Raw genomic sequence first — 25,569 nt, forward strand, 5'->3', positions numbered from 1 at the left:
GTCAGGCCCTCGCTGTGCGGCGGCGGAGGATGTCGGGTCCGGCCTCGGCCAGATCCCAGAACAGGCCGGCCATGATCGCCAGGCCCTCGCGGGTGCCGGAGGCGAGCATGTGCTCGTCGGGCCCGTGCTGGCGGCAGGCCGGGTAGGAATGCGGTACCCAGAGGGTCGGCAGGCCCAGAATCTCCGAGAAGGCGTCGTTCGGCAGCGAGCCGCCGAGATTGGGCAGCAGCGCCGGCTTTTTTCCGCTGCTCGCCTCGATCGACTGGAGCGCCCACTCGACCCAAGGATCCTCCACGGGCAGCCGCGTCGCCTGGAAGACTTCCGCGGCGCGGGCCGGCCGGACCTCGATCATCGGGAAGCCGTGCGCGTCGAGATGGGCGCGCACGTTCTGGATGAGGTTCTGCCAGTCGGTGCCGACCACGAAGCGCAGCTGCAGGGTCGCCTTGGCGTGGGGCGGCACGGCGTTGAGCGGCCCGTCCGGGTCGCCGGTCTTGAAGGCCAGCACCTCCAGCGTGTTCCAGGCGAAGACCCGCTCGGCCGGGGTGAGGCCCGGCTCGCCCCAGTCGGTGTCGATCGTGGGTGCAGTCGGGTCCTCGCCGACGCGGATGTCGGCGAGCGCCGCGCGCACCCCTTCTGGGATCGGCGGCGGCCGCAGGGCATCCACCAGGATGCTGCCGCGGGCGTCGACCATCGAGGCGATCGCCGAGGCCAGCACCGTGCCGGGGTTGCGCAGCAGCCCGCCCCAGTTGCCGGAATGGTGCGGGCCCTCGCGCAGGTTCAGGCTCAGCTCGAAATTGTAGGCGCCGCGGGAGCCGAGGAAGAGGGTCGGGCGCTCGCCGTTGAGGCGCGGCCCGTCCGAGGCGATCAGCACGTCGGACCGGAGGGCCTCGGCTTGCTCGCGGCAGAACGGCCGCAGGCCCGGGGAGCCCGATTCCTCGCCCATCTCGATCAGCAGCTTCACGTTGAAGCCGAGCTGGCCCTCGCGGGCCGCGATCACCTGCTCCAGGGCGGCGAGGTTGAGGACGTGCTGGCCCTTGTTGTCGGCGGTGCCGCGCCCGTACCAGCGGTCGCCCTCGACCACGATCTCCCAGGGGCCCAGGCCCTCGCGCCACTGCTCGGGGTAGCCCCGCACCGTGTCGCCGTGGCCGTAGATCAGCACGGTCGGCAGGTCCGCGCCCTCGCGCCGCTCGGCGATCAGGAACGGGCCGTGCACCCCGTCGGGGTTGGGGAAGATCTTCGGGGTCTCGAAGCCGAGGCGGGCGACGAGCGGCGCGATGAAGGCGTCGAGATAGGCGCGGAGCGCCGCCTCCTGGCCGGGGGCCTGGCTCTCGGTCGGCATCGCCACGGCCTTCCGCAGGAGCGCGAGGAACGCGCCCGAATCGAAGCTGTCAGTGGCGCGCGCGATGGCGGCGTCTCGCGTCATGGTGTGATCCCGGAGGAGGGTGTCTGAGAGGGATTGGCGGCCCCACCCGTCATCGCGAGCGCAGCGAAGCGACCCAGAGAGGCGCGACCGCGGCAAGCGTGGCGCCGCTGGGTTGCTTCGCTCCGCTCGCAGAGACGGCGGCGCATCAGTTGCGCGCCTCGGGGGCGGTGATGTCGCGCAGGCCATCACCTAAGAGATTGATCGCCAGCACGAGGAGGAGGAGCGCCACGCCCGGGATGGTGATCACCCAGGGCTGGAAGAACATGTACTGCTTGCCCTCGGCGATCATCAGGCCCCAGGAGGGCAGGGGCGGCTGCACGCCGAGTCCGAGGAACGACAGGGCGGCCTCCAGCAGGATCGCGTGGGCCATCTCCAGGGTCGCCACGACGATCAGGGCGTTCATGATGTTGGGCAGGATCTCCTGGCGGATGATGCGCAGGTCGGTCAGCCCCGCGGCGCGGGCGGCCGAGATGAAGTCCTGGTTGCGGATCTGCTGGGTCGCGGCCCGGGTCACCACGGCGAAGCGGTCCCAGAGCAGGAAGCCCAGCACCAGCACCACCACCTTCAGGGAGCCGCCGACCAGCGCCGCCATGGCGAGCGCCACCAGCACCACCGGCATGGCGAGCCGGGTGGTCACCACGTAGCTCACCACCGAGTCGACCCAGCCGCCGAAATAGCCGGCGCAGAGACCCAGCGTCGTGCCGATCAGCCCGGAGATCAGCGCCGCCGAGATCCCGATCAGGAGGGAGATCTGGCCGCCGTAGAGCAGGCGGCTCAGGTAGTCGCGGCCGAGCTTGTCGGTACCGAGCACGTGCTCCCAGGTGCCCTTGGCCTGCCAGACCGGCGGGATCAGCCGGCGGGACACGTCCTGCGCGTAGGGGTCGTGCGGCGCGATGAGCGGGGCGGCGAGCGCCGCCAGCACGATCAGCCCGAGGATCCCGGCCCCGATCAGGAAGCCGGTGTGGCGCAGGCCCCGCCGCAGGATCAGGCGGGTGGGGGAGGGGACCGGCGCGAGCGCGACCGGCGCGTCCGGGGGCAGGGCCGGGGCGGCGAGTGCCGCCGTGTCGGGGGGGAGGCTCATCGGCGGATCCTCACGACTGGCGCAGGCGCGGGTCGAGGAAGGCGTTCAGGAGGTCGGCCGCCAGCGTCAGGCCGATGTAGATCATGGCCAGAACCAGCACGATCGCCTGGACGACGGGGAAGTCGTTGCGGGCGATGGATTCCCAGGCGAGCTGCCCGAGGCCCTGGAGCGAGAACACCGCCTCGATCACGATCGAGCCGCCGAGCATGAAGCCGAACTGCACCGCTGACAGGGCGATCACCGGGATCACGGCGTTGCGGAGCGCGTGCCGCACCAGGATCTTCCGGGGCGGCAGCCCCTTGGCGCGGGCTGTGCGGACGTAGTCGGAGGCCAGCACCTCCAGCATGCCGTTGCGGGTGAGCCGCATCACGGCGGGCATCGCGTAGTAGCCGAGCGCCACCGCGGGCAGGACGAAGTTCTTCCACGTGGCGTTGCCCGAGACCGGCAGCCAGCGGAGGTTGACGGAGAAGATCAGGATCAGCGTCAGGCCGAACCAGAAGCTCGGCATCGCCTGGCCGAGCACCGAGACGGCGAGCGCCGTCCGGTCGATCCACGTGTCCCGCTTCACCGCGGCGACGACGCCGAGCGGGATCGCCACGAACAGCGCCACGGCCAGCGCGATGATGCCGAGATAGAGGGTGATCGGCAGGCGGGCGGCCAGCAGGTCGATCACGCTCTCACGGAAATAGAAGGAGTTGCCGAAGTCGAGGTGCAGCGCCCGCCAGCCCCAGGTGAGGAACTGGGTCAGCAGCGGCTGGTCCAGGCCGTAATCCTGGCGGATCTGGGCGATCTGCGGCCCGGTGGCCTCTGGGCCGGCGATGGCCGTGGCGAGGTCGCCCGAGAGGTGGAGGAGCAGGAAGCTCGCCACCGAGACCGTGAAGGCCACCGCCAGGGCGACCAGCACGCGCCGGAACGTGAAGGCCAGCATGGCTCAGGCTCCCTTTCGGCGATGCGGACCGGATCGGCTGCCGCCTTCGGAACCCGGCCGGATCGCGGGTGCCCTCTCCCGCACGGGAGAGGGGGCGCGGCGCGCTACGGCCACCGCCGTCACTTCCACGACGCCGCGTAGAAGCGCGCCACCTCGTCGGGCTGGGCGGTGAAGTTGAGGTCCGACGTGAAGGCGTAGTTGGTCGAGTAGGAGAACATCGGCAGGGCGTAGGCCTGCGCGGCGATCCGCTGGAGCGCCTTAGCGTAGGCGGCCTTGCGCTTCTCGGGATCCATGGAGCTGTCGCCCTCCTGCAGGTCGGCGATCACCTGCGGATCCTTGGTCAGGTCCTCCTCGCCGCCGCGGAAATACACCCCGTCGAAGGCCGAGACGTCGAGCACCGAGAACGACCCCCAGGTCTGGTAGCCGATCGAGGTCTTGCCGGCCCGCAGCGCGTCGCGGAACGCCGCGTAGCGCAGGTAGTTGAGCCGCGCCTTGATGCCGACGGCGCCGAGATAGCCGATCACCGCCTCGGCGTAGTCGCGCTCGCGATAGGCGCCGAGGTCGATCTCGAACCCGTTCGGGTAGCCGGCTTCCTTGAGCAGCGCCTTGGCCTTGGCGGGGTCGTAGGGGTAGCGCATCACCCCCTGGTCGGTGCAGCCGAACTGGTCGACGAAGCACAGCGCGTTCATCACCCGCGAGGCGCCGCGCACGAGGTTGTCGACCATCGCCTTGCGGTCGATGGCGTAGGAGATCGCTTGCCGGACGCGCACGTCCTTGAGCGGCGAGTTCTCCTTCGCCCGGCCCAGCGTGTCGAACTGCAGGAACCCGACCCGCATCGTCTCGGAATTGAGGACCGTGATGTTGGGCGCGGCGCGCAACTGCTCGGCTTGGTCGCTCGGCACCCGCCAGATCCAGTCGACGCCGCCGGTCATCAGCTCGGCCATCCGGCTCTCGCCGTCCGGGATGACGCGGAACTGCAGCTTGCCGATCTTCGGCTTACCCAGAGGGCTCTCGGCCCAGTACTTGTCGAACCGCTCCATGGAGACGCCGCGGCCGCTGTCGACCTTGGTGATCCGGTACGGGCCGCTGCCGACCGGCGCCTTGGCGAAACCGTCGAGGCCGACCTTCTTGAAGTAGTTGGCCGGGAAGATCGGGGTCGGGCCGGCGAGGTATTCCAGCGCCGCCGGGAACGGGGCCTTCAGGTGGATGCGCACGCTGTGCGGGCCGGTCACCTCCACCGACTTCATCCAGTCGACGTTCTGGCGGGTGACCGTGCGCGCTTCGGGGGTCAGCACGTAGTTGAACGTGAAGGCCACGTCCTCCGGCCCGAGCGGGTCGCCGTTGTGGAAGACCACGCCCTCGCGGATCGTGAGGTCGAGGGTCGTGTCGTCCGCCCATTTCCAAGCGGTCGCCAGGAACGGCTTGTAGGTGCCGTCCTTGGGATCCCGGTACAGCAGCGTGTCCCAGCAGTTCCGGGCCAGGATCACGCCCTCGCGGGCGCTGTTGTGGTACGGGCTGACGTTCTCGGGCTCGCTGTCCGACGCGTAGACCAATGTGTCGTTGGCCTTGCCGGCCAGCGCCGGGTGGGCAGCGATCAGGGTCGCGAACGAGGCGGCCAAGGTGGCGGCTCGGGTGAGGGTCCGTAGCGGCATGCAGGCTCCGACGGCGCGGCGGACAGGCCCGGCGGACGGTTCCGCGGCTGCCGCGTTTTTCACCCTGCCATGGTGTTGTGCATCTGGGATCGCAACAAGTAGAATTTAGCGAGTGCTGCGTTGCCGTATCGGCAATGTGCACGGCACCATACAGCGCACCGAGCACGATAATGCAGAGTACGGGCCTGCGCTACTTCCTGGCCGTGGCCCGCACCGGGTCGATCGCAGCCGCCTCGTCCCAGCTCAACGTCGCGGCCTCGGCGATCAGCCGGCAGATCGCCAACCTGGAGGCCGAGCTCGACTGCGTGCTGTTCGAGCGCCGCCCGCGCGGCATGGTGCCGAGCCCGGCCGGTGAGCTGCTGGCGCAGCACGCCCATCAGGTGCTGATCCGCTCCGAGCAGGTGGTCACCGAGATCCGGGAGCTGGAAGGGCTCGCCCGCGGGCTGATCCGGGTCGCCTGCTCGGAGGGCTTCTCCCTCGACATCGTGCCGAACGCGATCGCGGCCTTTCACGCGGCCCATCCCGGCATCCGCTTCGAGGTCACGGTCCAGCCCCCGGCCCAGGTCACCCAGACGGTGTCGGTGGGGGATGCCGATCTCGGGATCACCTTCGCGCTGACACCCACCGCGCAGGTCGAGGTGCTCTACGACGGGCAGGTCGACATGCTGGCGCTGGCCGCGCCCGACCATCCCCTCGCGCGGGCGCCGGCCCTGCGCCTCGTCGACCTGCTGGAGTATCCCGTCGCCCTGCCGACCCGGGACACGACCCTGAGGCAGGTCTTCGACGCCGCCTGCGCGCACGAGGGCATCGCGGTGGAGCCGGTGCTGACCTCCAACACGCTCTCGGCGCTGCTGCCCTTCGTGCGGCGCTCCCGCGGCATCGCCCTGATGTCGGCGCTGTCGGTGCAGACGCCCCTGCGGCTCAACGAGCTTGTCAGCCTGCCGATCCAGTCCCGGACGAGCCTCGCCCGGAGCGTGAAGATCCAGGCGATGCGCGACCGGCGGCTGCCGAAGGCGGTGCGGGCATTCCTGCGCCAGCTGCTCGACGCGCTGCCACCCCCGCGCTCGCCGTGACCCTCGACGCGCTCGGCCCGCGGCTCTGCATCCTGGGGCCGTCGAACAGCGGTAAGTCCACCCTGGCGGTCGCCATCGCGCGGGCGCGCGGCCTGCCGCCGGTCCACCTCGACCGGCTGTACCACCAGCCGGGCACCGACTGGGATCCGCGGCCCTTCGCGGAGTTCCAGGCCCTGCACGACGCGGCGATCCGCGAGCCGCGCTGGGTCATGGACGGCACCTATGCCCGGTGCCTGCCGCAGCGTCTGGAGCGGGCGACGGGCGTGATCCTCCTCGACGTCCCGACCGCCACCGGCCTGATCCGCTACCTGCGCCGGTCGTGGTTCGTGCGCGACCGGCTCGGCGCCCTCGACGGCGGCCGGGACAGCGTGAAATGGGCGATGATCTGCCACATCGCCGTCACCGAGCGCGGGAACCGGGCGCGCGACGCGGCCCTGTTCGACCGCGTCGCCCTGCCCAAGATCCGGCTCGCCGCGGGGGCCGGCCTGGCCGGCTTCTACCGCGCGGAGGGACTGAGCCGGTGACCGGGCCCGCTCAAGCGCCGCCGCGGGACGCAGCGACGGTGCAGCTGTGGTCCATCACGTCCTCGGCGCTGGCGCTCGGCGCCCGGTAGGCCAGCAGGATGTAGCCCGGCTCGGGATCGCCCGGGGGCGTGGCGAGCGCCGCGAAGCTCGTCCGGTGCAGGTCCGGCCGGGCGCCCGGCAGGGTGTGCAGGGCCGCGAACGGGTTGAACTGCGCGGCCTCCGCCTCCGGCACGCGCAGGGCGTAGTACCGGTCGCCGGCCAGCGGCACCGGGAAGCGGCTCCAGGTGTGGCGCACCTGCCGGCCGTGCGCCCGGACGGCCTTGAGCACGCTCGGCTTCAGGCAGTCGAGGTGGATGTGGAGCTGGTCCTGGCTGCGGCCCCGGGCCGAGTTGACCGCGAGCCCGACCTCCGCGGGGGTGAGCTTCCCCTTCAGCACGTCCGACACGAGCGGCCGCGCCGCCAGGGCCGCCCGCCAGTAGGCGGCACCGCGCGGTCCCCGCAGGACCGGCGCCTCCAGGCCCGGCACGGTGTCGGTGGGCATGACGACGCTGTGGGTCGGCTCGCCGGGCGCGCGCAGGACCGCCGAGCCGGGACGGTCACCGTCCCCGAGATCGACCGACAGGCACGGGAAGGTCCGGTTGGCGAGCCGCTTGGCGAGGACGCAGGTCTTCAGGGCGGCCCACAGCACGTCGCGGCTCGGGTCCGGCGCGGCGGCGGCCGGTGCCGCGGCGGCCGCCAGGGCCGCGACGGCCGAGAGGGCCGCGACGAGGAGGGCGGCGGGCGGCGCGCGGCGCATGGGGGCTCCCGGTGAGGCCGGCGCGTCCGGCCCGGCCTCACCGCGATAGCCGATCCGGGGCCGTGCCGGCAAAGGATCCGCGAGCCCTGACGCCGTGCCGGGAAACCCGCTATGCCGGCGGTCGCCGAGTCCCCGCAGAACGCCCGCCGGAATGCCGCGATGACGCCCACTCCCACGCCCACTCCCACGCTCACCCCCGACATCGCCGCGCGTTTCGCCGCCGTCGCCCTCGGCCATGTCGGCCGCGAATATCCGAACAAGCCGGGGCACGTCCTGGCCGGGCCGGCGGATGCCCGCACCCCCGCGGCCCTGCACCCGGCCTTTCACGGCAGCTACGACTGGCATTCCTGCGTCCACGGTACGTGGCTGCTGGCGCGGGTGCTGCGGCTGTTCCCGGACGGCCCGCAGGCCCCGGCGATCCGCGCCCGGCTCGACGCGCAGCTGACTCCCGCGACGGTGGCGGGGGAATGCGCCTACTTCGCCGCCCCGACCGCCCGGGGCTTCGAGCGGCCCTACGGCTGGGGCTGGCTGCTGAAGCTCGCCGACGCGCTCGCCGCGCTCCCCGAGCGCCGCTGGTCCGAGGCCCTGGCGCCGCTGGCCGCGGTGATCGTCCGGCGCTTCGCGGAGTTCCTGCCGGTGGCGTCCTACCCGGTGCGGGTCGGGACCCATTTCAACACCGCCTTCGCGCTGCGCCTGGCGGCCGATTACGCGGAGGGCGCGGGGGATGCCGGGCTGACCACTCTGCTGCACGACACCGCCGTCGGCTGGTACGGGGAGGATGCGGATTGCCCGGCCTGGGGCGAGCCCGGCGGCGACGACTTCCTCTCCTCGGCGCTGATCGAGGCGGAGTGCATGCGCCGGCTGCTGCCGCCCGCCCGCTTCGCGCCCTGGTTCGACCGGTTCCTGCCCGGTCTCGCGACGTCCCGGCCCGCGACCCTGTTCCGCCCCGCGGGCGTGACCGACCGCTCCGACGGGAAGATCGCCCATCTCGACGGGCTGAACCTCAGCCGCGCGTGGTGCTTCCGCGCGCTCGCCGCGTCCCTCGGCCCGGACGATCCCCGCCGGCCGCCGCTCCGCGCGGCCGCGGAGGCGCACCTCGCGGCCGGGCTCCCGCACGTCACCGGCGACTACATGGGCGAGCACTGGCTCGCGACCTTCGCGCTGCTGGCCCTCGAGGCCGGTGCCGAGACCGGTGCCGGGACCGTTGCTCTGGGCGAGGCCCAGGACGGCGGGAAGTAAATCTGAGAGATTCTTGAGAGCTGTCCGTCGCGGGCCATGTCGACGACTGCCCGGCGACTGACCGACGACAACAAAAAAAGGACCGCCCTCAGGAGAACGGTCCGGAAGTCTAGGGAGGAAACGCCCACGAGGGGCTGCAAGACAGCGACGCCGTCGCTGTCTTGCCTGCCGTCAACCCGACAGGGACGGCCTTGTTCCTGGCTCCGGCCCGCCGCGCGGCAGGGCCAGCCCGCCCGGGACCGCCGTGAGGCCGGCGGGGCGGCGCGGCTCGCCGGGGCCGAACTCGGCGCGGTAGGTCCGCTCCAGCGTCATGAGCCCCCGCAGGGGCCCCTCGGCCAGATCGAGGAGCCGCGCGTCGCGCCAGCGCAAGGTGCGGCCGAGGCGGCGCCGGAACCAGCGCCCGCGCTCCTCCTCGACGAGCAGGACCAGCTTGCCAGTCCAGGTCCGGCGGAACCAGAAACGTCCGGTCAGCGGCATGGCGGTCGAGGCCCCGATGGTGGATGGGGATAGACTACATCCGGAGCCCGTCTGCGGGAAGATTTCCGGATGATGCGCCGATGAATTCTGGCGAAGACTGTTAATCGGAGGCGGGGTCCGGCCGTACGCGGGCGTCCGGCTGCCCGCCCCGCTGCGCCGCCTCGGAGAGGACCTGGGCGAGCTGCTCGGCCGAGTAGGGCTTGCGCAGGAGGGCGAAACCGTGGGCGTCGTCCTCGGCCAGGACGTGGCTGTAGCCCGAGGTCAGCACCACCGGCAGGTCGGGGCGGCGGGTCCGGAGCTGCCGGGCGAGGGCGAAGCCGCCCATCCCCGGCATGACCACGTCGGAGAAGACCGCGTCGAACCGGTCCGGAGCCCGGTCGAGTTCGGCCAGCGCCTCCTCGGCGGATTTCGCCCAGACCGGCGCGTGGCCCAGATCCTCCAGGATCTGGGTGCAGAAGCGCCCGACCCCGAGATTGTCCTCCACGACGAGGATGCACAGGCCCCGCCGCGGCTCCGCCTCGGGGCGGGCCTCGCGGTCGGCCTCGGACGCCGCGGCGGGCGCGGCGACCTGCGGCAGGTAGAGCGAGAAGGTCGTGCCGCGGCCGAGCGCGCTCGCCACGTCGATGTCGCCGCCCGACTGCTTGGCGAAGCCGATGACCTGGCTGAGGCCGAGGCCGGTGCCCTTGCCGACCTCCTTGGTGGTGAAGAACGGCTCGAAGATCCGTCCCAGATCTGCGTCCGGGATGCCGGCGCCGGTATCGGAGACCCGCACGGCCACGAACGGTCCCTTCGCGCCGGCATGCCCGCGGATCGGCGGCATCGGGCTGTCGCCCTCCAGCCGCAGGGTCAGGCTGCCTTCCCCGTCCATGGCGTCGCGGGCGTTGACCGCCATGTTGATCAGCGCGGTCTCGAACTGGCTCTGGTCGGCGCGCACGTAGCGGGGCGTCGCCGGCAGGTCGATGGCCACGCGGATGCGCGCGCCGGTGACCGAATCGAGCATGTCGGCGATGCTGCGCAGGCGCGCGCCGATGTCGAACACCTGGGGTTTCAGCGCTTGGCGCCGGGCGAAGGCGAGGAGCTGGCCGGTGAGCCTGGCCGCCCGGTCGACGGTGTCGGAGACGGCGTCGAGGTAGCGGCGCCGGCGCGTCTCGGCCAGGTCCGGCCGGCGCAGGAACTCCACGGACGACCGGATGATGGTCAGGAGGTTGTTGAAGTCGTGCGCCACCCCGCCGGTGAGCTGGCCGATGGCCTCGAGCTTCTGCGACTGGCGCAGCGCCTCCTCGGCCTGGCGCTGCTCGGTGATGTCGCGCCCGAAGCCGTAGAACAGCCCGTCCTCCGGAACGACGGTCCAGAGCACCCGCCGCCGGTCGCCGGCGCGGGTCAGGCAGGCCAGTTCGACATCCTCGACGCGGGTCTCCGCGCAGAGGGGCCGCAGCGCCGCCTGCGCGGCCGCCCGCTCGGGGGCCGCCACGAAGTCGAGGGCGGCCCGGCCCAGGGTGTCGGCCTCCGACCAGCCGAGCGCCCGGCTCCAGGACGGGTTCACCGACTGGACCCGCCCGTCCCGGTCCGCGACGAGCTTCAGCACCGGCGACAGCGTCCAGACCCGGTCGCGGTCGCGGGTCTGGGCGGCGACCTGCGCCTCCAGGTGCTCCGCCCGGGACCGGAGCAGGACCTCGTTCCGCTTCCGCTCGGAGACGTCGTGGGCGAAGACGTAGAACCCATCGACGCGTCCGTCCGGACCGCGGCGCGGGAGGTAGCGGGTGTCGGCGATCCGGGCCCGCCCGTCCGGGAACGTCCAGGCCCACTCTTCGCGGACCTCCTGGCCGGCCAGCGCCCGCTCGATGCCGGCGCGCCGCGCCTCGAACGCGCCGGGGCCGAGGAGGTCGCCGACGCTCTGCCCGACGACGGCTTCGGGCGCCTGGCCGGTCCAGGTCTCGTAGGCGGCGTTCGCGAACCGGTAGGTCAGGTCGCGGTCGATGAAGGCGATCAGGACGGGCATCGCGTCCGCGACCAGCCGGAGCTCCGCCTCGCGGGCCCGGAGGGCGATCTCGCTCCGGCGGCGCTCGGTGATATCGTTGAACAGGATCGCGACGCGGTTCCGCGCCGGCCCGTCGACCCGGTAGGCGTGCACGTCGTACCATCGGCCCAGCGCCGCGGCGGCCTGCTCGAACCGGACCGGCTCGCCCGTCAGGGCGACCCGGCCGTAGACGTCGAACCAGTGCTGCTCGTGGTCCGGGGCGAGGTCCCGCATGCGGCGGCCCACCGCGTCCCGCAGGCCGGTCTGCCGCTCGAAAGCGGGGTTGACCTCCAGGAAGCGGTAATCCACCGCCCGGTCGCCGCCGGCGAAGTCCACCTCGATGAGGCAGAAGCCGGCATCGATGAACTCGAAGAGCGAGCGGTAGCGCTCCTCGTTCCGGCGCAGGGCCGCCTCGGCGTTCCGGGATTCCAGCTGCGTCATCACCGTCCGGGCGAGCGCCTTCAGGATGAAGCGCTGCTGGTCGGTCAGCGTGCGCGGGACGCGGTCGAGGACGCAGAGCGTCCCGATAGCCCAGCCGTCCGGCGTCACCAGGGGCACGCCGGCGTAGAAGCGCAGGTGCGGCGCGCCGGTCACGAGCAGGTTGGCGGCGCTCTCCGGCTCCGCGGCCAGGTCGGGCAGCACGTGGATGCCATCCGCGCCCATGGCCTCGGTGCAGAACCCGAGGTCGAGCGCCATCGTCCGCGCGGCGTGGCCGAACGCGGCCTTGATCCACTGCCGGTCGGCGTCGATGAAGTTGATGTGGGCCATCGGCGTGCCGCAGGCCTGGGCGGCCATCTCGGCGATCTCGTCGAACGCGCGCTCGGGCGGCGTGTCGAGGATCGCGTAGGCGCGCAGGGCGGCGAGCCGCTGGGGATGCTGGGGCTCGAAACCCGACGGTCGGGATACTGTCTCGTTCGGCGACACGGAGCCGTCATAGCTCAAGCTTTCGCTTCTCCCTAGTGAAACTCTGCATCGCGCGTCCGGCGGCGGGACCAGGGCAAGCATTCCGCGATCGTTCAAGACTAGACAGTCCCGCCGGATCATCGGTGGGGGTGCGATTTCACGCGCGCCGTTCAAGTCTTGCTGGTCCGGCCGACCGGGCTTCGGGCGCCCGCCGGGATCTCTTCCTGCCTCGCCCGTCGCGGGCCCCGCGAAGAGCTCGGGCGGGCCCCGCGCGGCGGCTGTGGATCGGATCGCCGCGGCCGGGAGCCCGCGGGGCCGGTGCGGCGTTGCCGGCTCACGAGGGATGGGTTCGGATCAGGCATGGCCAAGCGCAGGACGAAGGCGGGCGCCCGACAGGGGCTGGAGGACGCGCCGCTGATGCCCACCGGCGCCCTGGCGGTGGCGCTCCTGGCCTTCGCCGAGGGGCCCGGGCCGGTGGTGCACGTCGCCCGGGACGCCCGCCGCCTCGAGGACCTCGCCGCGACCCTGCGGGCGCTCGATCCCGACGCGCGGGTCGCGGTCTATCCCGAGTGGGACTGCCTGCCCTTCGATCACGCCTCGCCGTCGCGGGCCACGATGGGCGCCCGGGCCGCCGTGATGCGCTGGCTGACCGACCGGGACGCGCTGCCGGACTTCGTGCTGACGACCGCCCCCGCCCTCGTGCAGCGCGTGCCGCCGCCGGAAACCTGGGCCTCGGCCCGCGTGACGCTCCGGGTCGGCGATCCCCTCGATGTCGCGGCCGCGACCGCCGACCTCAAGCGCCTCGGCTACATCCTCGACGAGCGGGTCGACGAGCCCGGCGAGATCGCCGTCCGCGGGCGCACCGTGGAGGTGTTCCCCGCCGCCGCGCCGCTTCCCTGCCGGATCGAGCACGCTGCGGGCCGCGTCACCGCGATCCGCTCCTACGACCCGATCTCGCAGCGCTCGGTGGCGGAGGCCGACGAACTCGTCATCGACCCGGCCACCGAGATCGTCCTGGAGCCCGGCTCCGGCCAGAGCTTCGAGCCGTTCACCGGCCAGGAGCACCGCCTGGACCGCTACTACCCGCGCCTCGTCACGCTCCTCGACTACGTGCCCGAGGCGCGCCTCGCGGTCGAGGACGGCACGCAGGCCCGGATCGACGCCTTCTTCGAGCAGATGGACGAGGCCCGGGGCCGGCTGAAGACCCGCGACGCGCCGGCGGGGCCCGGCACCGGCCTCTACCTGACGCCGGAGGCGTGGCGCGCCGTCGTGGCGGATCGCGGCCGGCTCGCCGCCACCGAGGCGGCCGGCGAACCCCGCGCCATGCCGCGCTTCGCCGGGGAGCGCCGGCCCGGCACGGCCTTCGCCAAGGTCCTGCGCGCCCGTCTGAAGGCCGGCGACGTCGTCGTGCTCGCCGGCTCGGTCCGGCCGCTCCGACGCCTCGTGCGCCAGGCGGGCAAGATCGCCGAGCGCCCGATCCGCCTGATCGACGCCTGGGCCGACGTCGCCGAGGCGGCGCCCGGCGACGTCCTCGCCCTGGAGGCCCCGCTGGCGGCCGGCTTCCGGGTGCCCGAGCAGGGCGCCACCGTGATCGCGGCTGCCGACCTGTTCGGCCCGGAGGCCGCCGTGACCGGGGCCGCCCGTGCGATCCTGCCGATGGGCGAGGTCGACCTGCGCCCCGGCGACGTGGCGGTCGACCGGGACCACGGCCTGTGCGTGTTCGAGGGGCTGGAGCCGGTCTCCGCGCCGGGTGCCGCGCAGGACGGGGAGCCCTCCGAGGCCCTGCGCCTGCGCTTCGCCGGCGACGCGATCCTGATGGTGCCGGTCACGCAGGCCGACCGGATCTGGCGCTACGGGTCGGAGCCCGACGCCGTCACCCTGGACAAGCTCGACGGCGGCACGTGGCCGCGGCGCCGCCTGGAGGCCGAGGCCACCATGGCGCGGACCGCCCGCCTGATGCTGGAGGCCGCCCGGGCCCGCCGGGAGACCGAGGCGCCGGTCCTGGCGCCGCCGGCCCGCGAGATGGAGCGGTTCGCCGCCGGCTTCGGCTTCGCCCCGACCCCCGACCAGGGGGCGGCGGTCGACGCGCTGATGGCCGACCTCGCCTCCGGCCGGCCGATGGACCGCCTGGTCTGCGGCGATGTCGGCTTCGGCAAGACCGAGGTGGCGCTCCGGGCGCTCGCGGCGGCGATCTTCTCCGGCCGGCAGGCGGCGCTGATCGCCCCCACCACCGTGCTGGCGCGCCAGCACGCCGAGACGCTGCGCCGCCGCTTCGGCCGGTTCGGCGTCGAGGTGGCGCAGCTCTCGCGCCTCGTGGCGCCGGCCGAGGCCAGGCGCGTCAGGGCGGGGCTCGCCGACGGCTCGATCCGGCTGGTGGTCGGCACCCACGCGCTCGCCGGCAGCGGGGTGGCGTTCGCGGATCTCGGCCTGACCGTGATCGACGAGGAGCAGCGCTTCGGCGCGAAGATGAAGGCCGACCTGCGCCGCCTCGCGGATGGCGGCCACGTGCTGACGCTCACCGCGACGCCGATCCCCCGCACCCTCCAGGCGGCCCTCGTCGGCCTCCAGAGTCTCAGCGTGCTCGCCACGCCGCCGGCTCTGCGCCAGCCGGTCCGGACCGTGGTGGCGCCCTTCGACGCCGAGGCGGTCCGCGAGGCCCTCGTCCGCGAGCACCGCCGGGGCGGCCAGAGCTTCGTGGTCTGCCCGCGGATCGAGGATATCGGCCCCATGGCCGAGCGCCTGCGCGCCCTCGTGCCGGGCCTCGACATCCTGGTGGCGCACGGGGACTTGAAGCCCTCCGCCATGGACGAGGTCATGGTCCGGTTCGCGGAGGGCGACGGCGACGTCCTGCTCGCCACCGCCATCGTTGAGAGCGGCCTCGACGTGCCGCGGGCCAACACCATGCTGGTCTGGGAGGCCGCCCGGTTCGGGCTGGCACAGCTCCACCAGCTCCGGGGCCGCGTCGGCCGCGGCCAGCGCCGCGGCACCGTCCACCTGCTCAGCGACCCGGCCGCGCCCCCGCCGGCGGCGGCGCTGCAGCGCCTGCGCGCCCTGGAGGCCCTCGACCGCCTCGGCGCCGGCTTCGCGGTCAGCGCCCGGGACCTCGACCTGCGCGGCGCCGGCGACCTCGTCGGCGAGGATCAGGCGGGGCACGCCAAGCTCGTCGGGCTCGGCCTCTATCAGCACCTGCTGCAGCTGGCGCTCACCGCCGCCAAGGGTGAGCGCGCCGAGGACTGGAGCCCCGAGATCGAGCTCGGCCTGCCGAGCCGGATCCCCGAGGACTACGTTCCGGAGCCCGAGATCCGCCTCAGCCTCTACACGCGCCTGCTGCGCCTCCGCGAGCCCGAGGCGATCGAGGCGCTCGCCGGCGAGGTCGAGGACCGCTTCGGCGCGGCCCCCGCGCCAGTGCTCGCGCTGTTCGACCTCGCGCGGCTGCGCGCGTCCTGCTGCGCGCTGGGCGTCGCCCGGCTCCGGGGCGGGCCGCAGGGCGTCGCGGCCGACCTGCGGCCCGACCGGCCGCTGACCGCGATGGCCGCCGAGGCGGGGATCGCGCTGCGCGACGGGCGGGTGGTGTGGAAGCGGCCCTGCCCGGATGCCGCCGCCTGCGCGGCGCTCGCGACCGACCTCCTGGAGCGGATCCGCGCCGCCCGGGAACGTGAGGCCTGAGCGAAGGCCCGAGCGCGCCAGTCGAGCGTGATGGATGCCGATCTGCGGTCGATCTTGCATCGACCGCTTCAAACCGTCACAGGCTGTCGCGCCAACAACGCGAAGGGGAGTGACCCATGCACGTGACGATCGAGCAGGCCGAGAAGGCGATCGCGGCCGCCCGCGCCAAGGCCGTGGAGCTCGGCACCCAGATGTGCATCGCGGTGGTCGATTCCGGCGGGAACCTCAAGGCGTTCCACCGCATGGATGATGCCTGGGTCGGGTCGATCGACATCGCCCACAAGAAGGCCAAGACCTCGGTGTTCTTCGGCATGATGACCGGCCAGATCGGCCAGCTGTCGCAGCCTGGCGGACCGCTCTACGGGATCGAGCACTCCAACGACGGGCTGATCACCTTCCCGGGCGGGATCCCGATCGTCGACGCCGACGGCGTCATGTCGGGCGCCATCGGGGTCAGCGGCTCGACGGTCGAGAACGACCACACCGTCGCGGAGGCCGGCGCCAAGGCCATCGGCCGGACCGAGCTGCCGGCCCATCCCTGGCGGACCTGAGCGGCCGGGGCTCTTCCCGGGAGCTCTTCCCGGGAGCTCTTCCCAGGGCCTCTTCCCGGGGGGCGCTTCAGGGGTCGCGCCGCGCCAGCGCGCGGCCGATCCCGTGGAGCAGCATCCCCGAGACCGAGCGGAGATAGGGGTCGCCGTGGCGCTCCAGCGCCGCGTGGATCTGGATGCCGTGGTCGGCCGCGGCGTTCAGGTCCGCCCCGTCGGTGGTGCCGTGCGTGACGCCGTTCATAGGGCTGTTCACGGCTCCGTTCATGGCCCCGGACTGGATCCCGTGCCGGTGGAGGTCCGTGACGTCGATGTAGGCGCCGCGCCCGCGCAGCAGGCCGTCCGAATCGGGCGTCAGGCAGCCGCGGTTGAGGATCCAGCGGATCTCGCCCGCCCCGGTCACGACGCGGAACTCGAGGGAGACCGGGCCGCCGGTCTGGCGGACGTGGCGGATCCGGCCGAACACCCAGTCCCGGTCGGCCGGGTGGATCCGGCCGAGGGCCGCGTCCAGCGGCAGCGGCGTCCCGGCGAGCCCCGGATCCCCCGCCATCAGCGAGGCCGCGCCCGAATCCAGCATCGACCGGCCGGCCCGGACGTCCGTGTCCCAGATCCCGATGAATCCGGCGGCCTGCAGGGCCGAGGCTGTCGTGGAAGCCAGCACCATGGAATCCCCTCCGAACTGGCTACAATCGACGATTGTACGATGGCGGACAGACTGATCCGCAACACATGCTGTCCGCGAGCCCGAAGTCCAGTATCGGCTGCGCGAACGGCTTTTGACACGGCGTCGCGGCCCCCCGCCACCGGGTTGCATTGCGGATGATCAAGACTTCGGTTCCGGACAATCCCGTTCTCGATAATGCAGGGCCGCTCCGGCGCGGCGCAAAGACCGGATTCACAGCGCCGCCGCGTGGACAGTTCGATCACAAATGATCGGTAGACGCCGCGATCCGGCGGGAATCCGCACTTCGGCCCGTGGATCGCTCCACCGTCGGGCGCCATCGGGTGCCATCGGGCGCCGCCGGCCCGCGAAGCCCGTGGCTCGCGCCGGGCCCGCCCTGGTGCGGGTTGCCGCTGCGCCGTAACCTGCACCTTCCGGTAGGAATCCCGCCGGGAGGCCAGCAGCAGAGACGCCATGGACCGCACGGTGAACCGCACCAACCTCCCGCTCTCGCGGGAGCGGCTCTGGGACAGCCTGATGGAGCTCGCCCGGATCGGCGCGCTGCCCAACGGCGGCAACGACCGGCAGGCGCTGACCGACCGCGACGCCGAGGGGCGCGCCCTGTTCCAGCGCTGGGGCGAGGCGGCGGGGCTGACGCTCACCGTGGACCGGGTCGGCACCATGGTCTTCCACCGGCCCGGGCGCGATCCGGGCCGGAAGCCGGTCGCCGTCGGCAGCCACCTCGACACCCAGCCCACCGGGGGCAAGTTCGACGGGCCGCTGGGCGTCCTCGCCGGGCTGGAGATCATGCGCGCCCTGCAGGAGGCCGGGATCGAGACCGAGGCCCCGCTCCTGCTGATCAACTGGTGCAACGAGGAGGGCGCGCGCTTCGCGCCGCCGATGAGCGGCAGCGGCGTCGCCATGGGCATCGTCCCGGAGGCCGACATCCTGGCGACCCGGGACCTCGCGGGCCACGCCTTCGGCGACGAGCTGCAGCGCATCGGCTGGCAGGGGACGGCGGACCCGGCCGCCCTGCGGGAGATCGGCGCCTATTTCGAGCTTCACATCGAGCAGGGCAAGCGCTTGGAGGAGGCCGGGCTCACCGTCGGGGTGGTCGACCGGGCCCTCGCCCAGATCTGGTACGAGATCACCGTGCTGGGCGAGGAGGCCCATGCCGGCAGCCCCATGGCGGGCCGGCGCGACGCGATGATGGCCGCGGCGGCGCTGATCGCGTCGCTCGAGGGCATCGCGGAGGCGGCGGTCGGCGCCGGCGGGGAGCGCGGCCGCGCCACCGTCGGCGTGCTGCGGGCGGAGCCGGCGAGCCGCAACATCACGCCCGGCCGGGTCTGGTTCAGCCTCGACACCCGCCACGGCGACACCGCGCAGCTGGAGGCGATGGGCGCGCAAATCCGGGCCCGGGCCGACGCCCTGGCGGCGGAGCGCGGCGTCACCGTCCAGGTCGCGGAGTTCTGGCGCGCGCCCCCGACTCCGTTCGACCCGGTCCTGGTGGACCGCGTGCAGGCGGCGGCCGAGGCGCGGGGCCATGCCTGGACGCGGATGCCGACCGCGATCTACCACGACGCCGTCTACTGCGCCCGCGCGGTGCCGGCGGCCCTGGTGTTCTGCCCCTGCCACGGCGGGATCAGCCACAACGAGGCCGAGAGCATCACGCCGGCCTGGGCCGGGGCCGGCCTGGAGGTTCTGGCCGACGCCGTGCTGGCGACGGCGGGCCTCGCCGGCCCCCGGACCGGGCCGGAATGAGCCGCGCCGCCGGCCGCGCACGAACGGAGACCGGGTTCCCGCATGTCCGACGACAACGTCATCCGCCCCGCCTTCGGCGTCCCCCGCAACCCGGCGCCGGAGCCCGATCCGGCCCAGGCGCCCCTGCGCGTCTTCGGCACGGGGGCCGGCCACCGGGTCGGCCTGATCCACGACCCGTCGGCGGTCGAGGGCGACGTCATCCGCATCGTGGTCGGGCCCGAGGACGAGCCGGGGGTCGAGACCGTGGCGCTGCTCCCCGCCGACGCGGAGGCCGAGGCCGAGCGGATCGGCTTCGCCATCCTGCGGGCGCTGGAGGTGGTCGAGGGCGCGGTCTGAGCCGCGCGCTGGATTCGCCGGCTGAACCGCGGTCTGCGCCGCGGTCTGGACCGCGGAGCGGGCGGTGCGCGTTCTCGGAGAGCGGGAGCGGCCGGCGCGAACGGTCGCCGGATCGCCGGGAGGGACGGATGACGGGCGCTCGGATCAGCAGCACGGAGATCGCGATCCCCGCGCGGGCCGGACTGGTCTGGTCCGTGCTGACGGACCTCGATTCCTACCCGGCCTGGAACCCGTACATCCGCAAGGCGGAGGGCCGCCTGCGCGAGGGCGCGCGCTGGCGCCTGGAGCGGACCCTGAACGGCCGCGCCTACCGGGCGCGCCAGGTGACGGTGACCTGCTGGGAGCCCGGCCGCCGGCTCACGTGGCGCGGCGGCATCCCGACGCCGCCCCTGCTCATCGGCGAGCACGAGATCCGGATCACCGAGACCGCCGACGGCGTCCGCCTCGTCCAGGCCGAGACCGTCGCGGGCCTGCTCGCCCCCGGCCTGTTCCCGTGGCTGCGGACGCGCATGCAGGCCCGGTTCGCCGCGATGAACGAGGCCCTGCGCGAGGAGGTCGCGCGCCGGCTGGCCGAGAGCGCCTGACGGCCGGTCTCGGCCGTTCCGGACCGCTCCGGGCCGCTCCGGGCCGACGCGGTCAGGCGACCGGCTTCGGCTTGACGATCGGCGAGCGGGTCAGGCTCTCGATCGCGCGCCCCGGCCGCCCGGCCTTGCGGGCGATCTCCTCCTCCTGCTCGGCGATGAGCTGCCGGGCGGGCTCGTCGCCGTCGAGGCCGCCGAGGATCTCGGCCGGCACGCGCCGGTTCGAGGCCCGGGACCCGTCCGCGAAGACGATATCGAACAGAACGGAGCCCCGCTCCTGCGGTCTCGACTTGATGCGCTTGGCCATAGGTGCTGATACGCCGCCGGAATCGGTCGCGGCAAGGCGCGGTGCCGGGCGGGGGTGCGCGGCGCGCACGGCCGGGCCCGCGCGCCGCGCCGCTCTCGCCGCGATCCCTCCACCGCCCGCACGACAGGGCGCCGGCAAACGAGGACGCGCGCGTGATACCCTGGGTTCATCTCGATACCGGATCCGTGCCCGGCGGCGGCACCGACCTGCGCCTGATGCGGCGCGGCGACGAGTTCGCCATCATGGCCGACACGATCGAGCTGATGAACAACCGGCGCAGCGGCTCGGAGGTGGCGCTCGCGGCGATGACCTGCGCGCGGCTCCAGGACAGGCCCCGCGCCCGGGTCCTGATCGGCGGCCTCGGCATGGGCTTCACCCTGCGGGCGGCGCTCGAGGGCCTCGGACCGCAGGCGCAGGTGGTGGTCGCCGAGCTGGTGCCCGCCGTGGTGGCCTGGGCCCGGGGGCCGCTCGCCCACGTCTTCGCCGGCTGCCTGGACGATCCGCGGGTCGACCTGCAGGAGGCCGACGTCAACCGCCTGATCCAGGCCGGACCGGAGCGCTACGACGCGATCCTGCTCGACGTCGACAACGGCCCGGAGGGGCTGATGCGCAAGGCGAACGACCGGCTCTACGACAATTGGGGGCTGAAGCGCGCCCGCTGGGCCCTGCGGCCGGGCGGCATCCTGGGCGTCTGGTCGGGCGCCCCGGACCGGAAGTTCAAGAGCCGCCTGCAGCGCTCCGGCTTCGCGGTCGACGAGCAGCGCGTCCATGCGAGCGGCCGGGGCAGCGGCCCGAAGCACGTGGTCTGGCTCGGGACCCGGACCGAGGGGCGGGTCGAGGGCCCGGGTCAGAGCGACGGGAGGCCGGGCGACGACCGGGCGGCGGGCGGCCCGAGACCGCGCGGACCGGCCCAGGGCCGGCGCCGGCCGGGACGCTAGGGCGGCTTCAGCGCGGGCTGCGGCGGTCCGGAGGACGGGGCTGCCGCGCACGGTCGCACCCCCTGTCCCGGCGCCGGACGCCTCCGCACATTCCCGGCATGGGTGCGACGGGCGGGCATCTCTACACGGTCGAGGTCAGGCCGAGCCGGCATGATCCCGGTCACTTCACCTGGGCAATCCGCGACCGCGGCAAGCTGGTCCGGGGGTCGTACCGCCCGCACACCTCCGAGCACGCGGCGCGCGCCGTCGCGGAAGCCGAGGTCGAGCGCCTGATCGGCCAGGACGGCCGGTCCGGCGGCGCCTAGACCCGCCGCGCGGGACCCGGTTTCAGGTCCGCCCGAAGGGCATCGCGTCCCTAGATCCCGGCCCGCTCGTGGGCCGGCGTGGCGCCATGCGTAGCTCGCATGGGTGTGCAGTCGGACCCGGGTACATATGCATGCCTCCGCGGCGCCCGATCCGTTGCATGCCGCAATGCGGTATCCTATCTTTGCACTGCGGGATGGCGATGGCGTCGCGATCCCGCTGCCCTTCTTGGGCGTTTCCTCCCTAGACTTCGGGCCGCTCCTTCGGGAGTGGCCTTTTTTCTTTCCGCCGGCCGACCCGCCGCGCGGACCGCGCCCCGACGTCTCGACCGCGCGGAACCCGGAGCTTGGCGGTACGTTTTTCCGCCATGGAACACTATCGCTCCACACTCGGGACCACTGCCGTTGCCGTATTCGGGCTGGTGGCGGCTGCGCATATTCTGCATCCGGGCAATTACGAGGTGCAGACGCGTCCCGTGCGTCCTACCGTGACGGACGCCGCGCCGGTCTCGAAGCCGGCCGCCGCACCGGTCACGCGGAGCGCCTGGGTCGACCCGCCGGCCAAGCTCACAGCGCCGGAGACCACGGGCGCCCTGGCGGCCGTCCCGGCGCCGCGGGTCGCGGCGGCGGTCCCGGACACCGCGATGCCGGCCGCCCCGCTCCCCGCCGAGATGGCACGCCCGGCCGGGCCGCCGCGCAGGACCGCGGCGCACCGCGCGAAGGGGACGGAGCGCGGCGTCCACCGGGCGGCCCGCCTCCGCCACGCCGCCCTCGTCCGCACCGCCGAATCCGACCGGCCGACCGTCACCGCCGCGGCGCCGCAGCCCGCGCCGGCGGCCGCCCCGTCGCAGAAGATCGATCCCATCGGCGACATCATCCGCGGTCTCGGACTCGGCCGCGACGGCTGAGGGGCTCCCGGACCCCTACTCGACGTGGAGGGTGAGCTTCATCTTCGGATGAATGCCGCACTGGATGACGAAATCGCCCGGCTCGGCCAGGGTCAATCGGGTCTCGGTGCCGGGTTCCTGAGTGCCGGCGTCGAACGAGAACCGGTCCGCCTCGATGAAGGCGTGGTGGGTCAGGCGCGCGTCGCCGTTGCGCAGGGCGATGGTGTCGCCGCGGCGCAGGTACAGGTCGGTCGGCATGTACCGGCCCGCCTTCTGCAGCACGATCCGGGTCGTGGCCGGCAGCGAGGCCCGGGCCGTCCCGAGACCGATGGTCGTCCCGATCAGCGCCAGGATCCCGGCGAACACGAGGGCGCGCAGGCACCGGCTGCGGAGGGACATGACCGAGATCCAGACGTGACGCGCTGCGGGCCGGACCCTCGGGGCCCCGGGCCGTGCGGCCGAGCTTGCCGCCGCGTCGCAGCATGCGCGCAGCCTCTCAACCGGGCGCTACGATATCCGGTAAAAATTTATCGAGTTGGGCCGATGTAGAGCGCATATACAGATAAATAAATCTATTTATCTGTATTCGCCTTCTGATCCCGCGCTGTCGCGGGGGCATCCACGCGAGGCCAGGACGGTCCGGACGTGCTCGCGGAAGACCTGGACGCGGGCCGGCAGCTCGCGCCCGGCCAGGGTGACGGCGCGCAAGGTGCTGCTGCGGGTCGCCCAGGGGCTCAGCACGCGCACGATCTGCCCGGCCTCCACGGCCCGGGCGGCCACGAGGCTCGGGAGGTGGCCGATCCCGGCGCCCGCGAGGGTGAGACGGAGCGCGGTCGCGAAGTCGCTGACCCGGATCGCCGGGCTCAGGGACAGCGGCTCCGTGCGGCCCCGGCCGTCGGAAAGGGTCAGCCCGGCCGTGCCGATCCGTTCCCGGGCGAGGATCAGGTCGTGGTCGCGCAGATCGGCGAGGTCCGCCGGGGCCGGGCGGCGCTCCAGGTAGGCGGGGGCCGCGTAGAGGGCCAGAGCCAGGGTCGCGAGGACCATCGCGCGGTAGCCGGTCTCCTCCGCGCCGCCCAGCCGCAGGGCGAGGTCGATCCGGTTGGCCGCGAGGTCGAGCCGCGCGTCGGTGTTGAGCATCTCCACGGTGATCTGCGGGTAGGCGGCCCGGAAGCTCGCGACGATCTCGGGCATCACCTCGATCCCGAAATCGATCGAGGTCGTGATCCGCAGGTGCCCCGCCGGCACCGTGCGGGCGTCCCGGGCGGTCTCGGCCGCGTCGTCGAGGAGCGTCAGGCTCTCCTGGGCCTTGGCGTAGAAGGCGAGGCCCTCGGCGGTCGGCGAGACCGCCCGGGAGGTTCGCGCCATCAGCCGGACGCCCAGCGCCTGCTCCAGGCGGGAGATCCGCCGGCTGACGCTGCCCTTGGTCTCCTGCAGAGTCGCTGCGGCGGCCGTCACCGTGCCGAGATCCACGACGGCGCAGAAGGCCCGCACATCGTCGAGCCCGCCCCGGAAGGTTTCCGTTCTCGCAACCATGGGGTTCCGGATAGCAGGCTCAACCGGTACCGTGAACGGGTCTACACGGCTGCCGCGGCGCAGCGAATCGCGCTCGTCCGTCTGCTCTGCAGGAGACACCCTTGAAGTCGATTCTCGCCTCCGGCCTTCTGGCCCTACTGGTCGCCGCCCCGGTCGCCACCTCGGCGCTGGCCCAGACCCCGCCGACCCGGGATCCGGCGCAGATCCAGGCCGGCACCTACGCGGTCGATCCCGGCCACACCCAGGTCGGCTGGCGCGTCTCCCACATGGGCTTCTCGAACTACGCGGGCGGCTTCTCGGACGTGTCCGGCACGCTGGAGCTGCAGCCGAAGAACCCGGCCGCCGCCAAGCTCTCGGTGAAGATCCCGGTCGCCTCGGTGACGACCACCAGCGCCAAGCTCACCGACGAGCTCAAGGGCGACCAGTGGCTCGACGCCGCCAAGTTCCCCGACATGACCTTCGTCTCGACCAAGGTCGCGCCGGCCGGCAAGGACCACGCGAAGGTGACGGGCGACCTGACGCTCCACGGCGTGACCAAGCCGGTGACGCTCGACGTCACCCTGGTCGGCGCCGGCGTGAACCCGCTGAGCAAGAAATACACGGTCGGCTTCGAGGCCACCGGCACGCTCAAGCGCTCCGAGTTCGGGGTGAAGACCTACGTGCCGCTGATCGGCGACGAACTGCACCTCACCATCGCGGGCGCCTTCGAGAAGCAGGACTGACCTGGGAGAATCCGCCATGGCGAACGGGGTCTCCGCGCGGCGGTACTCCGCCGTGGCGATCCTGCTGCACTGGGCGAGCGCGCTGGGCGTGCTCGTCCTGATCGGCCTCGGCCTGACCATGACGCACGCGGCCCTGGCGCCGCTGCGTCAGTTCCAGCTCTACCAGTGGCACAAGTCCGTCGGGATCACCGTGCTGGCGCTGACGGCCCTGCGGGTCCTCTGGCGCCTGACCCACCGGCCGCCGCCGCACCCGGCCGGGATGCCGGCGCGGGAGCGCCGGGCGGCCGCGGCCGCCCACCACCTGCTGTACCTGCTGCTCGTCGGGCTGCCCCTGACCGGCTGGGCCGTGGTCTCGCTGTCGCCGTTCAACATCCCGACGGTGCTGTACGGGATCGTGCCCTGGCCGCACCTGCCGCTGGCGGCCCTTGTTCCCGACCCCGCCGTCGCCGAGGCCGTCCTGAAGCGGGTCCACGCCCTGGGGGCGTGGTTCCTGGCGGCTCTGCTCGCCGTCCACGTGGCGGCGGCCCTGCGCCACCACCTCCTCCTGCGCGACGACGTGCTGCGCCGCATGCTGCCGGGGCGCCGGCTGTCACCCGCCCCCAATGTGGAGCCGACCCGATGAACGCGCGTCACCTCTGCCTGCTGGCGGTTCTCCAGGCCGTCACCCTGCCGGCCGCCGCCGCCGATTGGGCGGTGGATCCGGCCAGGAGCGCGATCCGGTTCTCCGGCGTGCAGGTCGGCGTCCCGTTCACCGGGCGGTTCGAGCGGTTCAAGGCCGACATCGATTTCGACCCCGCCAAGCCCGAGGCGGGGCACGCGCTCGTGCTGGTCGACCTCGCCAGCGCGCGGACCGGGGACGTCCAGCGCGACGAGGCCCTGCCGCAGAAGGACTGGTTCGACGTCAAGGCGGGAAGCGAGGCGCGCTTCGAGGCGACCCGCTTCGTCGACAAGGGGCAGGGCGACTACGCGGCCGTCGGCACACTGACGATCCGCGGCACGAGCCGGCCCGTGACGCTGCCGTTCCACCTGACCCTCGAGGGCGGCGCCGCGCACGCCGCGGGGCGCGTCGGTCTGGTCCGCACCGAGTTCGGCGTCGGGCAGGGAGCCTGGGCCTCGGGCCAGTGGGTGGCGCTCGAGGTCGGCGTCGAGGTCGACCTCGTCGCCACGCCGAACCCGGCGGCCGGCCACTGAGGTTGGCTCGGGTCGGATCCTTCGGA

General features: G+C 73.3%; 25 protein-coding genes. 14 read left to right on the forward strand and 11 right to left on the reverse strand.

The window, feature by feature from the left end:
* Position 1 precedes the first annotated feature (1 nt).
* From ACLBYB_RS19885 to ACLBYB_RS19900, 4 genes are all read right to left on the reverse strand, one after another.
* Positions 2-1,423, reverse strand: coding sequence for a M20 family metallopeptidase (locus tag ACLBYB_RS19885; protein ID WP_447699759.1), 1,422 nt, complete (start codon positions 1,421-1,423; stop codon positions 2-4).
* A gap of 145 nt (positions 1,424-1,568) precedes the next feature.
* Positions 1,569-2,504 carry an ABC transporter permease gene (locus ACLBYB_RS19890; RefSeq protein ID WP_447696038.1) on the reverse strand — a complete coding sequence of 312 codons (936 nt, stop codon included), beginning with the start codon at positions 2,502-2,504 and terminating at the stop codon, positions 1,569-1,571.
* A 10-nt stretch (positions 2,505-2,514) separates the two neighbouring features.
* Positions 2,515-3,432, reverse strand: coding sequence for an ABC transporter permease (locus ACLBYB_RS19895; protein WP_042669601.1), 918 nt, complete (start codon positions 3,430-3,432; stop codon positions 2,515-2,517).
* Positions 3,433-3,551: 119 nt separating this feature from the next.
* Positions 3,552-5,084 carry an ABC transporter substrate-binding protein gene (locus tag ACLBYB_RS19900; RefSeq protein WP_056533748.1) on the reverse strand — a complete coding sequence of 511 codons (1,533 nt, stop codon included), beginning with the start codon at positions 5,082-5,084 and terminating at the stop codon, positions 3,552-3,554.
* A gap of 170 nt (positions 5,085-5,254) precedes the next feature.
* Between ACLBYB_RS19900 and ACLBYB_RS19905 the strand changes: the two genes are divergently transcribed.
* Together ACLBYB_RS19905 and ACLBYB_RS19910 are read left to right on the forward strand one after the other, a co-directional pair.
* Complete coding sequence (locus tag ACLBYB_RS19905; RefSeq protein ID WP_091927007.1) at positions 5,255-6,157, forward strand: LysR family transcriptional regulator; 903 nt, start codon at positions 5,255-5,257, stop codon at positions 6,155-6,157.
* Positions 6,154-6,681 (forward strand): AAA family ATPase, encoded by a 528-nt coding sequence (locus ACLBYB_RS19910; protein WP_091927008.1) that lies wholly within the window; start codon positions 6,154-6,156, stop codon positions 6,679-6,681. The genes ACLBYB_RS19905 and ACLBYB_RS19910 overlap by 4 nt, the downstream gene beginning before the upstream one ends.
* A gap of 10 nt (positions 6,682-6,691) precedes the next feature.
* On the opposite strand, the gene ACLBYB_RS19915 is transcribed toward ACLBYB_RS19910, so the two are convergent.
* Complete coding sequence (locus ACLBYB_RS19915) at positions 6,692-7,477, reverse strand: CDP-diacylglycerol diphosphatase (protein ID WP_447699760.1); 786 nt, start codon at positions 7,475-7,477, stop codon at positions 6,692-6,694.
* Positions 7,478-7,636: 159 nt separating this feature from the next.
* On the opposite strand from ACLBYB_RS19915, the gene ACLBYB_RS19920 reads away from it, so the two are divergent.
* Positions 7,637-8,716: a DUF2891 domain-containing protein gene (locus tag ACLBYB_RS19920; RefSeq protein WP_447699761.1), complete on the forward strand. Its 1,080-nt coding sequence runs from the start codon at positions 7,637-7,639 to the stop codon at positions 8,714-8,716.
* Between the two features lie 171 nt (positions 8,717-8,887).
* Here ACLBYB_RS19920 and ACLBYB_RS19925 read toward each other — a convergent pair whose 3' ends face one another.
* Positions 8,888-9,193 (reverse strand): hypothetical protein, encoded by a 306-nt coding sequence (locus tag ACLBYB_RS19925; protein ID WP_056533754.1) that lies wholly within the window; start codon positions 9,191-9,193, stop codon positions 8,888-8,890.
* A 100-nt stretch (positions 9,194-9,293) separates the two neighbouring features.
* Complete coding sequence (locus ACLBYB_RS19930; protein WP_447699762.1) at positions 9,294-12,152, reverse strand: PAS domain-containing protein; 2,859 nt, start codon at positions 12,150-12,152, stop codon at positions 9,294-9,296.
* A gap of 321 nt (positions 12,153-12,473) precedes the next feature.
* On the opposite strand from ACLBYB_RS19930, the gene ACLBYB_RS19935 reads away from it, so the two are divergent.
* The gene (locus tag ACLBYB_RS19935) at positions 12,474-15,779 is read left to right on the forward strand and encodes a DEAD/DEAH box helicase (RefSeq protein ID WP_447699763.1); all 3,306 of its coding nucleotides are present in this window, start codon (positions 12,474-12,476) and stop codon (positions 15,777-15,779) included.
* A gap of 116 nt (positions 15,780-15,895) precedes the next feature.
* Entirely contained in the window at positions 15,896-16,330 is a 435-nt protein-coding gene (locus ACLBYB_RS19940) for a GlcG/HbpS family heme-binding protein (protein WP_012321309.1), read from the forward strand.
* Positions 16,331-16,397: 67 nt separating this feature from the next.
* Here the strand turns inward: ACLBYB_RS19940 and ACLBYB_RS19945 are convergent, their stop codons facing one another.
* The gene (locus tag ACLBYB_RS19945; protein WP_056533759.1) at positions 16,398-16,988 is read right to left on the reverse strand and encodes a PAS domain-containing protein; all 591 of its coding nucleotides are present in this window, start codon (positions 16,986-16,988) and stop codon (positions 16,398-16,400) included.
* 471 nt (positions 16,989-17,459) lie between these two features.
* On the opposite strand from ACLBYB_RS19945, the gene ACLBYB_RS19950 reads away from it, so the two are divergent.
* The 3 genes from ACLBYB_RS19950 to ACLBYB_RS19960 all read left to right on the forward strand — a co-directional run bounded on the left by ACLBYB_RS19950 (position 17,460) and on the right by ACLBYB_RS19960 (position 19,666).
* A complete protein-coding gene (locus tag ACLBYB_RS19950; RefSeq protein WP_447699764.1) occupies positions 17,460-18,746 on the forward strand; it encodes a Zn-dependent hydrolase in 1,287 nt (428 codons plus the stop codon).
* Between the two features lie 42 nt (positions 18,747-18,788).
* Entirely contained in the window at positions 18,789-19,082 is a 294-nt protein-coding gene (locus ACLBYB_RS19955) for a hypothetical protein (protein ID WP_020093957.1), read from the forward strand.
* Positions 19,083-19,210: 128 nt separating this feature from the next.
* Positions 19,211-19,666, forward strand: coding sequence for an SRPBCC domain-containing protein (locus ACLBYB_RS19960; RefSeq protein WP_042670097.1), 456 nt, complete (start codon positions 19,211-19,213; stop codon positions 19,664-19,666).
* A 52-nt stretch (positions 19,667-19,718) separates the two neighbouring features.
* Here the strand turns inward: ACLBYB_RS19960 and ACLBYB_RS19965 are convergent, their stop codons facing one another.
* On the reverse strand, positions 19,719-19,970 hold the full coding sequence (locus ACLBYB_RS19965; protein WP_020093955.1) for a hypothetical protein: 252 nt from the start codon (positions 19,968-19,970) through the stop codon (positions 19,719-19,721).
* Positions 19,971-20,122: 152 nt separating this feature from the next.
* Here ACLBYB_RS19965 and ACLBYB_RS19970 point away from each other — a divergent pair, with 152 nt between their 5' ends.
* From ACLBYB_RS19970 to ACLBYB_RS19980, 3 genes are all read left to right on the forward strand, one after another.
* Positions 20,123-20,908 carry a spermidine synthase gene (locus tag ACLBYB_RS19970; protein ID WP_026605050.1) on the forward strand — a complete coding sequence of 262 codons (786 nt, stop codon included), beginning with the start codon at positions 20,123-20,125 and terminating at the stop codon, positions 20,906-20,908.
* Between the two features lie 98 nt (positions 20,909-21,006).
* The gene (locus ACLBYB_RS19975; RefSeq protein ID WP_042670101.1) at positions 21,007-21,213 is read left to right on the forward strand and encodes a hypothetical protein; all 207 of its coding nucleotides are present in this window, start codon (positions 21,007-21,009) and stop codon (positions 21,211-21,213) included.
* Positions 21,214-21,686: 473 nt separating this feature from the next.
* On the forward strand, positions 21,687-22,118 hold the full coding sequence (locus ACLBYB_RS19980) for a hypothetical protein (RefSeq protein ID WP_447699765.1): 432 nt from the start codon (positions 21,687-21,689) through the stop codon (positions 22,116-22,118).
* Positions 22,119-22,133: 15 nt separating this feature from the next.
* Here the strand turns inward: ACLBYB_RS19980 and ACLBYB_RS19985 are convergent, their stop codons facing one another.
* Positions 22,134-22,496, reverse strand: coding sequence for a hypothetical protein (locus ACLBYB_RS19985; protein ID WP_042670121.1), 363 nt, complete (start codon positions 22,494-22,496; stop codon positions 22,134-22,136).
* 177 nt (positions 22,497-22,673) lie between these two features.
* Positions 22,674-23,630 carry a LysR family transcriptional regulator gene (locus ACLBYB_RS19990; RefSeq protein WP_447699766.1) on the reverse strand — a complete coding sequence of 319 codons (957 nt, stop codon included), beginning with the start codon at positions 23,628-23,630 and terminating at the stop codon, positions 22,674-22,676.
* Between the two features lie 101 nt (positions 23,631-23,731).
* Between ACLBYB_RS19990 and ACLBYB_RS19995 the strand changes: the two genes are divergently transcribed.
* The 3 genes from ACLBYB_RS19995 to ACLBYB_RS20005 are packed head-to-tail and all read left to right on the forward strand — an operon-like array spanning position 23,732 to position 25,543.
* Entirely contained in the window at positions 23,732-24,352 is a 621-nt protein-coding gene (locus ACLBYB_RS19995; protein ID WP_447699767.1) for a YceI family protein, read from the forward strand.
* A 16-nt stretch (positions 24,353-24,368) separates the two neighbouring features.
* Positions 24,369-24,974, forward strand: a complete 606-nt coding sequence (locus ACLBYB_RS20000; RefSeq protein WP_447699768.1) for a cytochrome b — start codon at positions 24,369-24,371, stop codon at positions 24,972-24,974.
* Positions 24,971-25,543: a YceI family protein gene (locus ACLBYB_RS20005; RefSeq protein ID WP_447699769.1), complete on the forward strand. Its 573-nt coding sequence runs from the start codon at positions 24,971-24,973 to the stop codon at positions 25,541-25,543. The genes ACLBYB_RS20000 and ACLBYB_RS20005 overlap by 4 nt, the downstream gene beginning before the upstream one ends.
* The last annotated feature ends 26 nt before the right edge of the window (positions 25,544-25,569 follow it).

The sequence above is a fragment of the Methylobacterium sp. D54C genome (assembly GCF_053345595.1).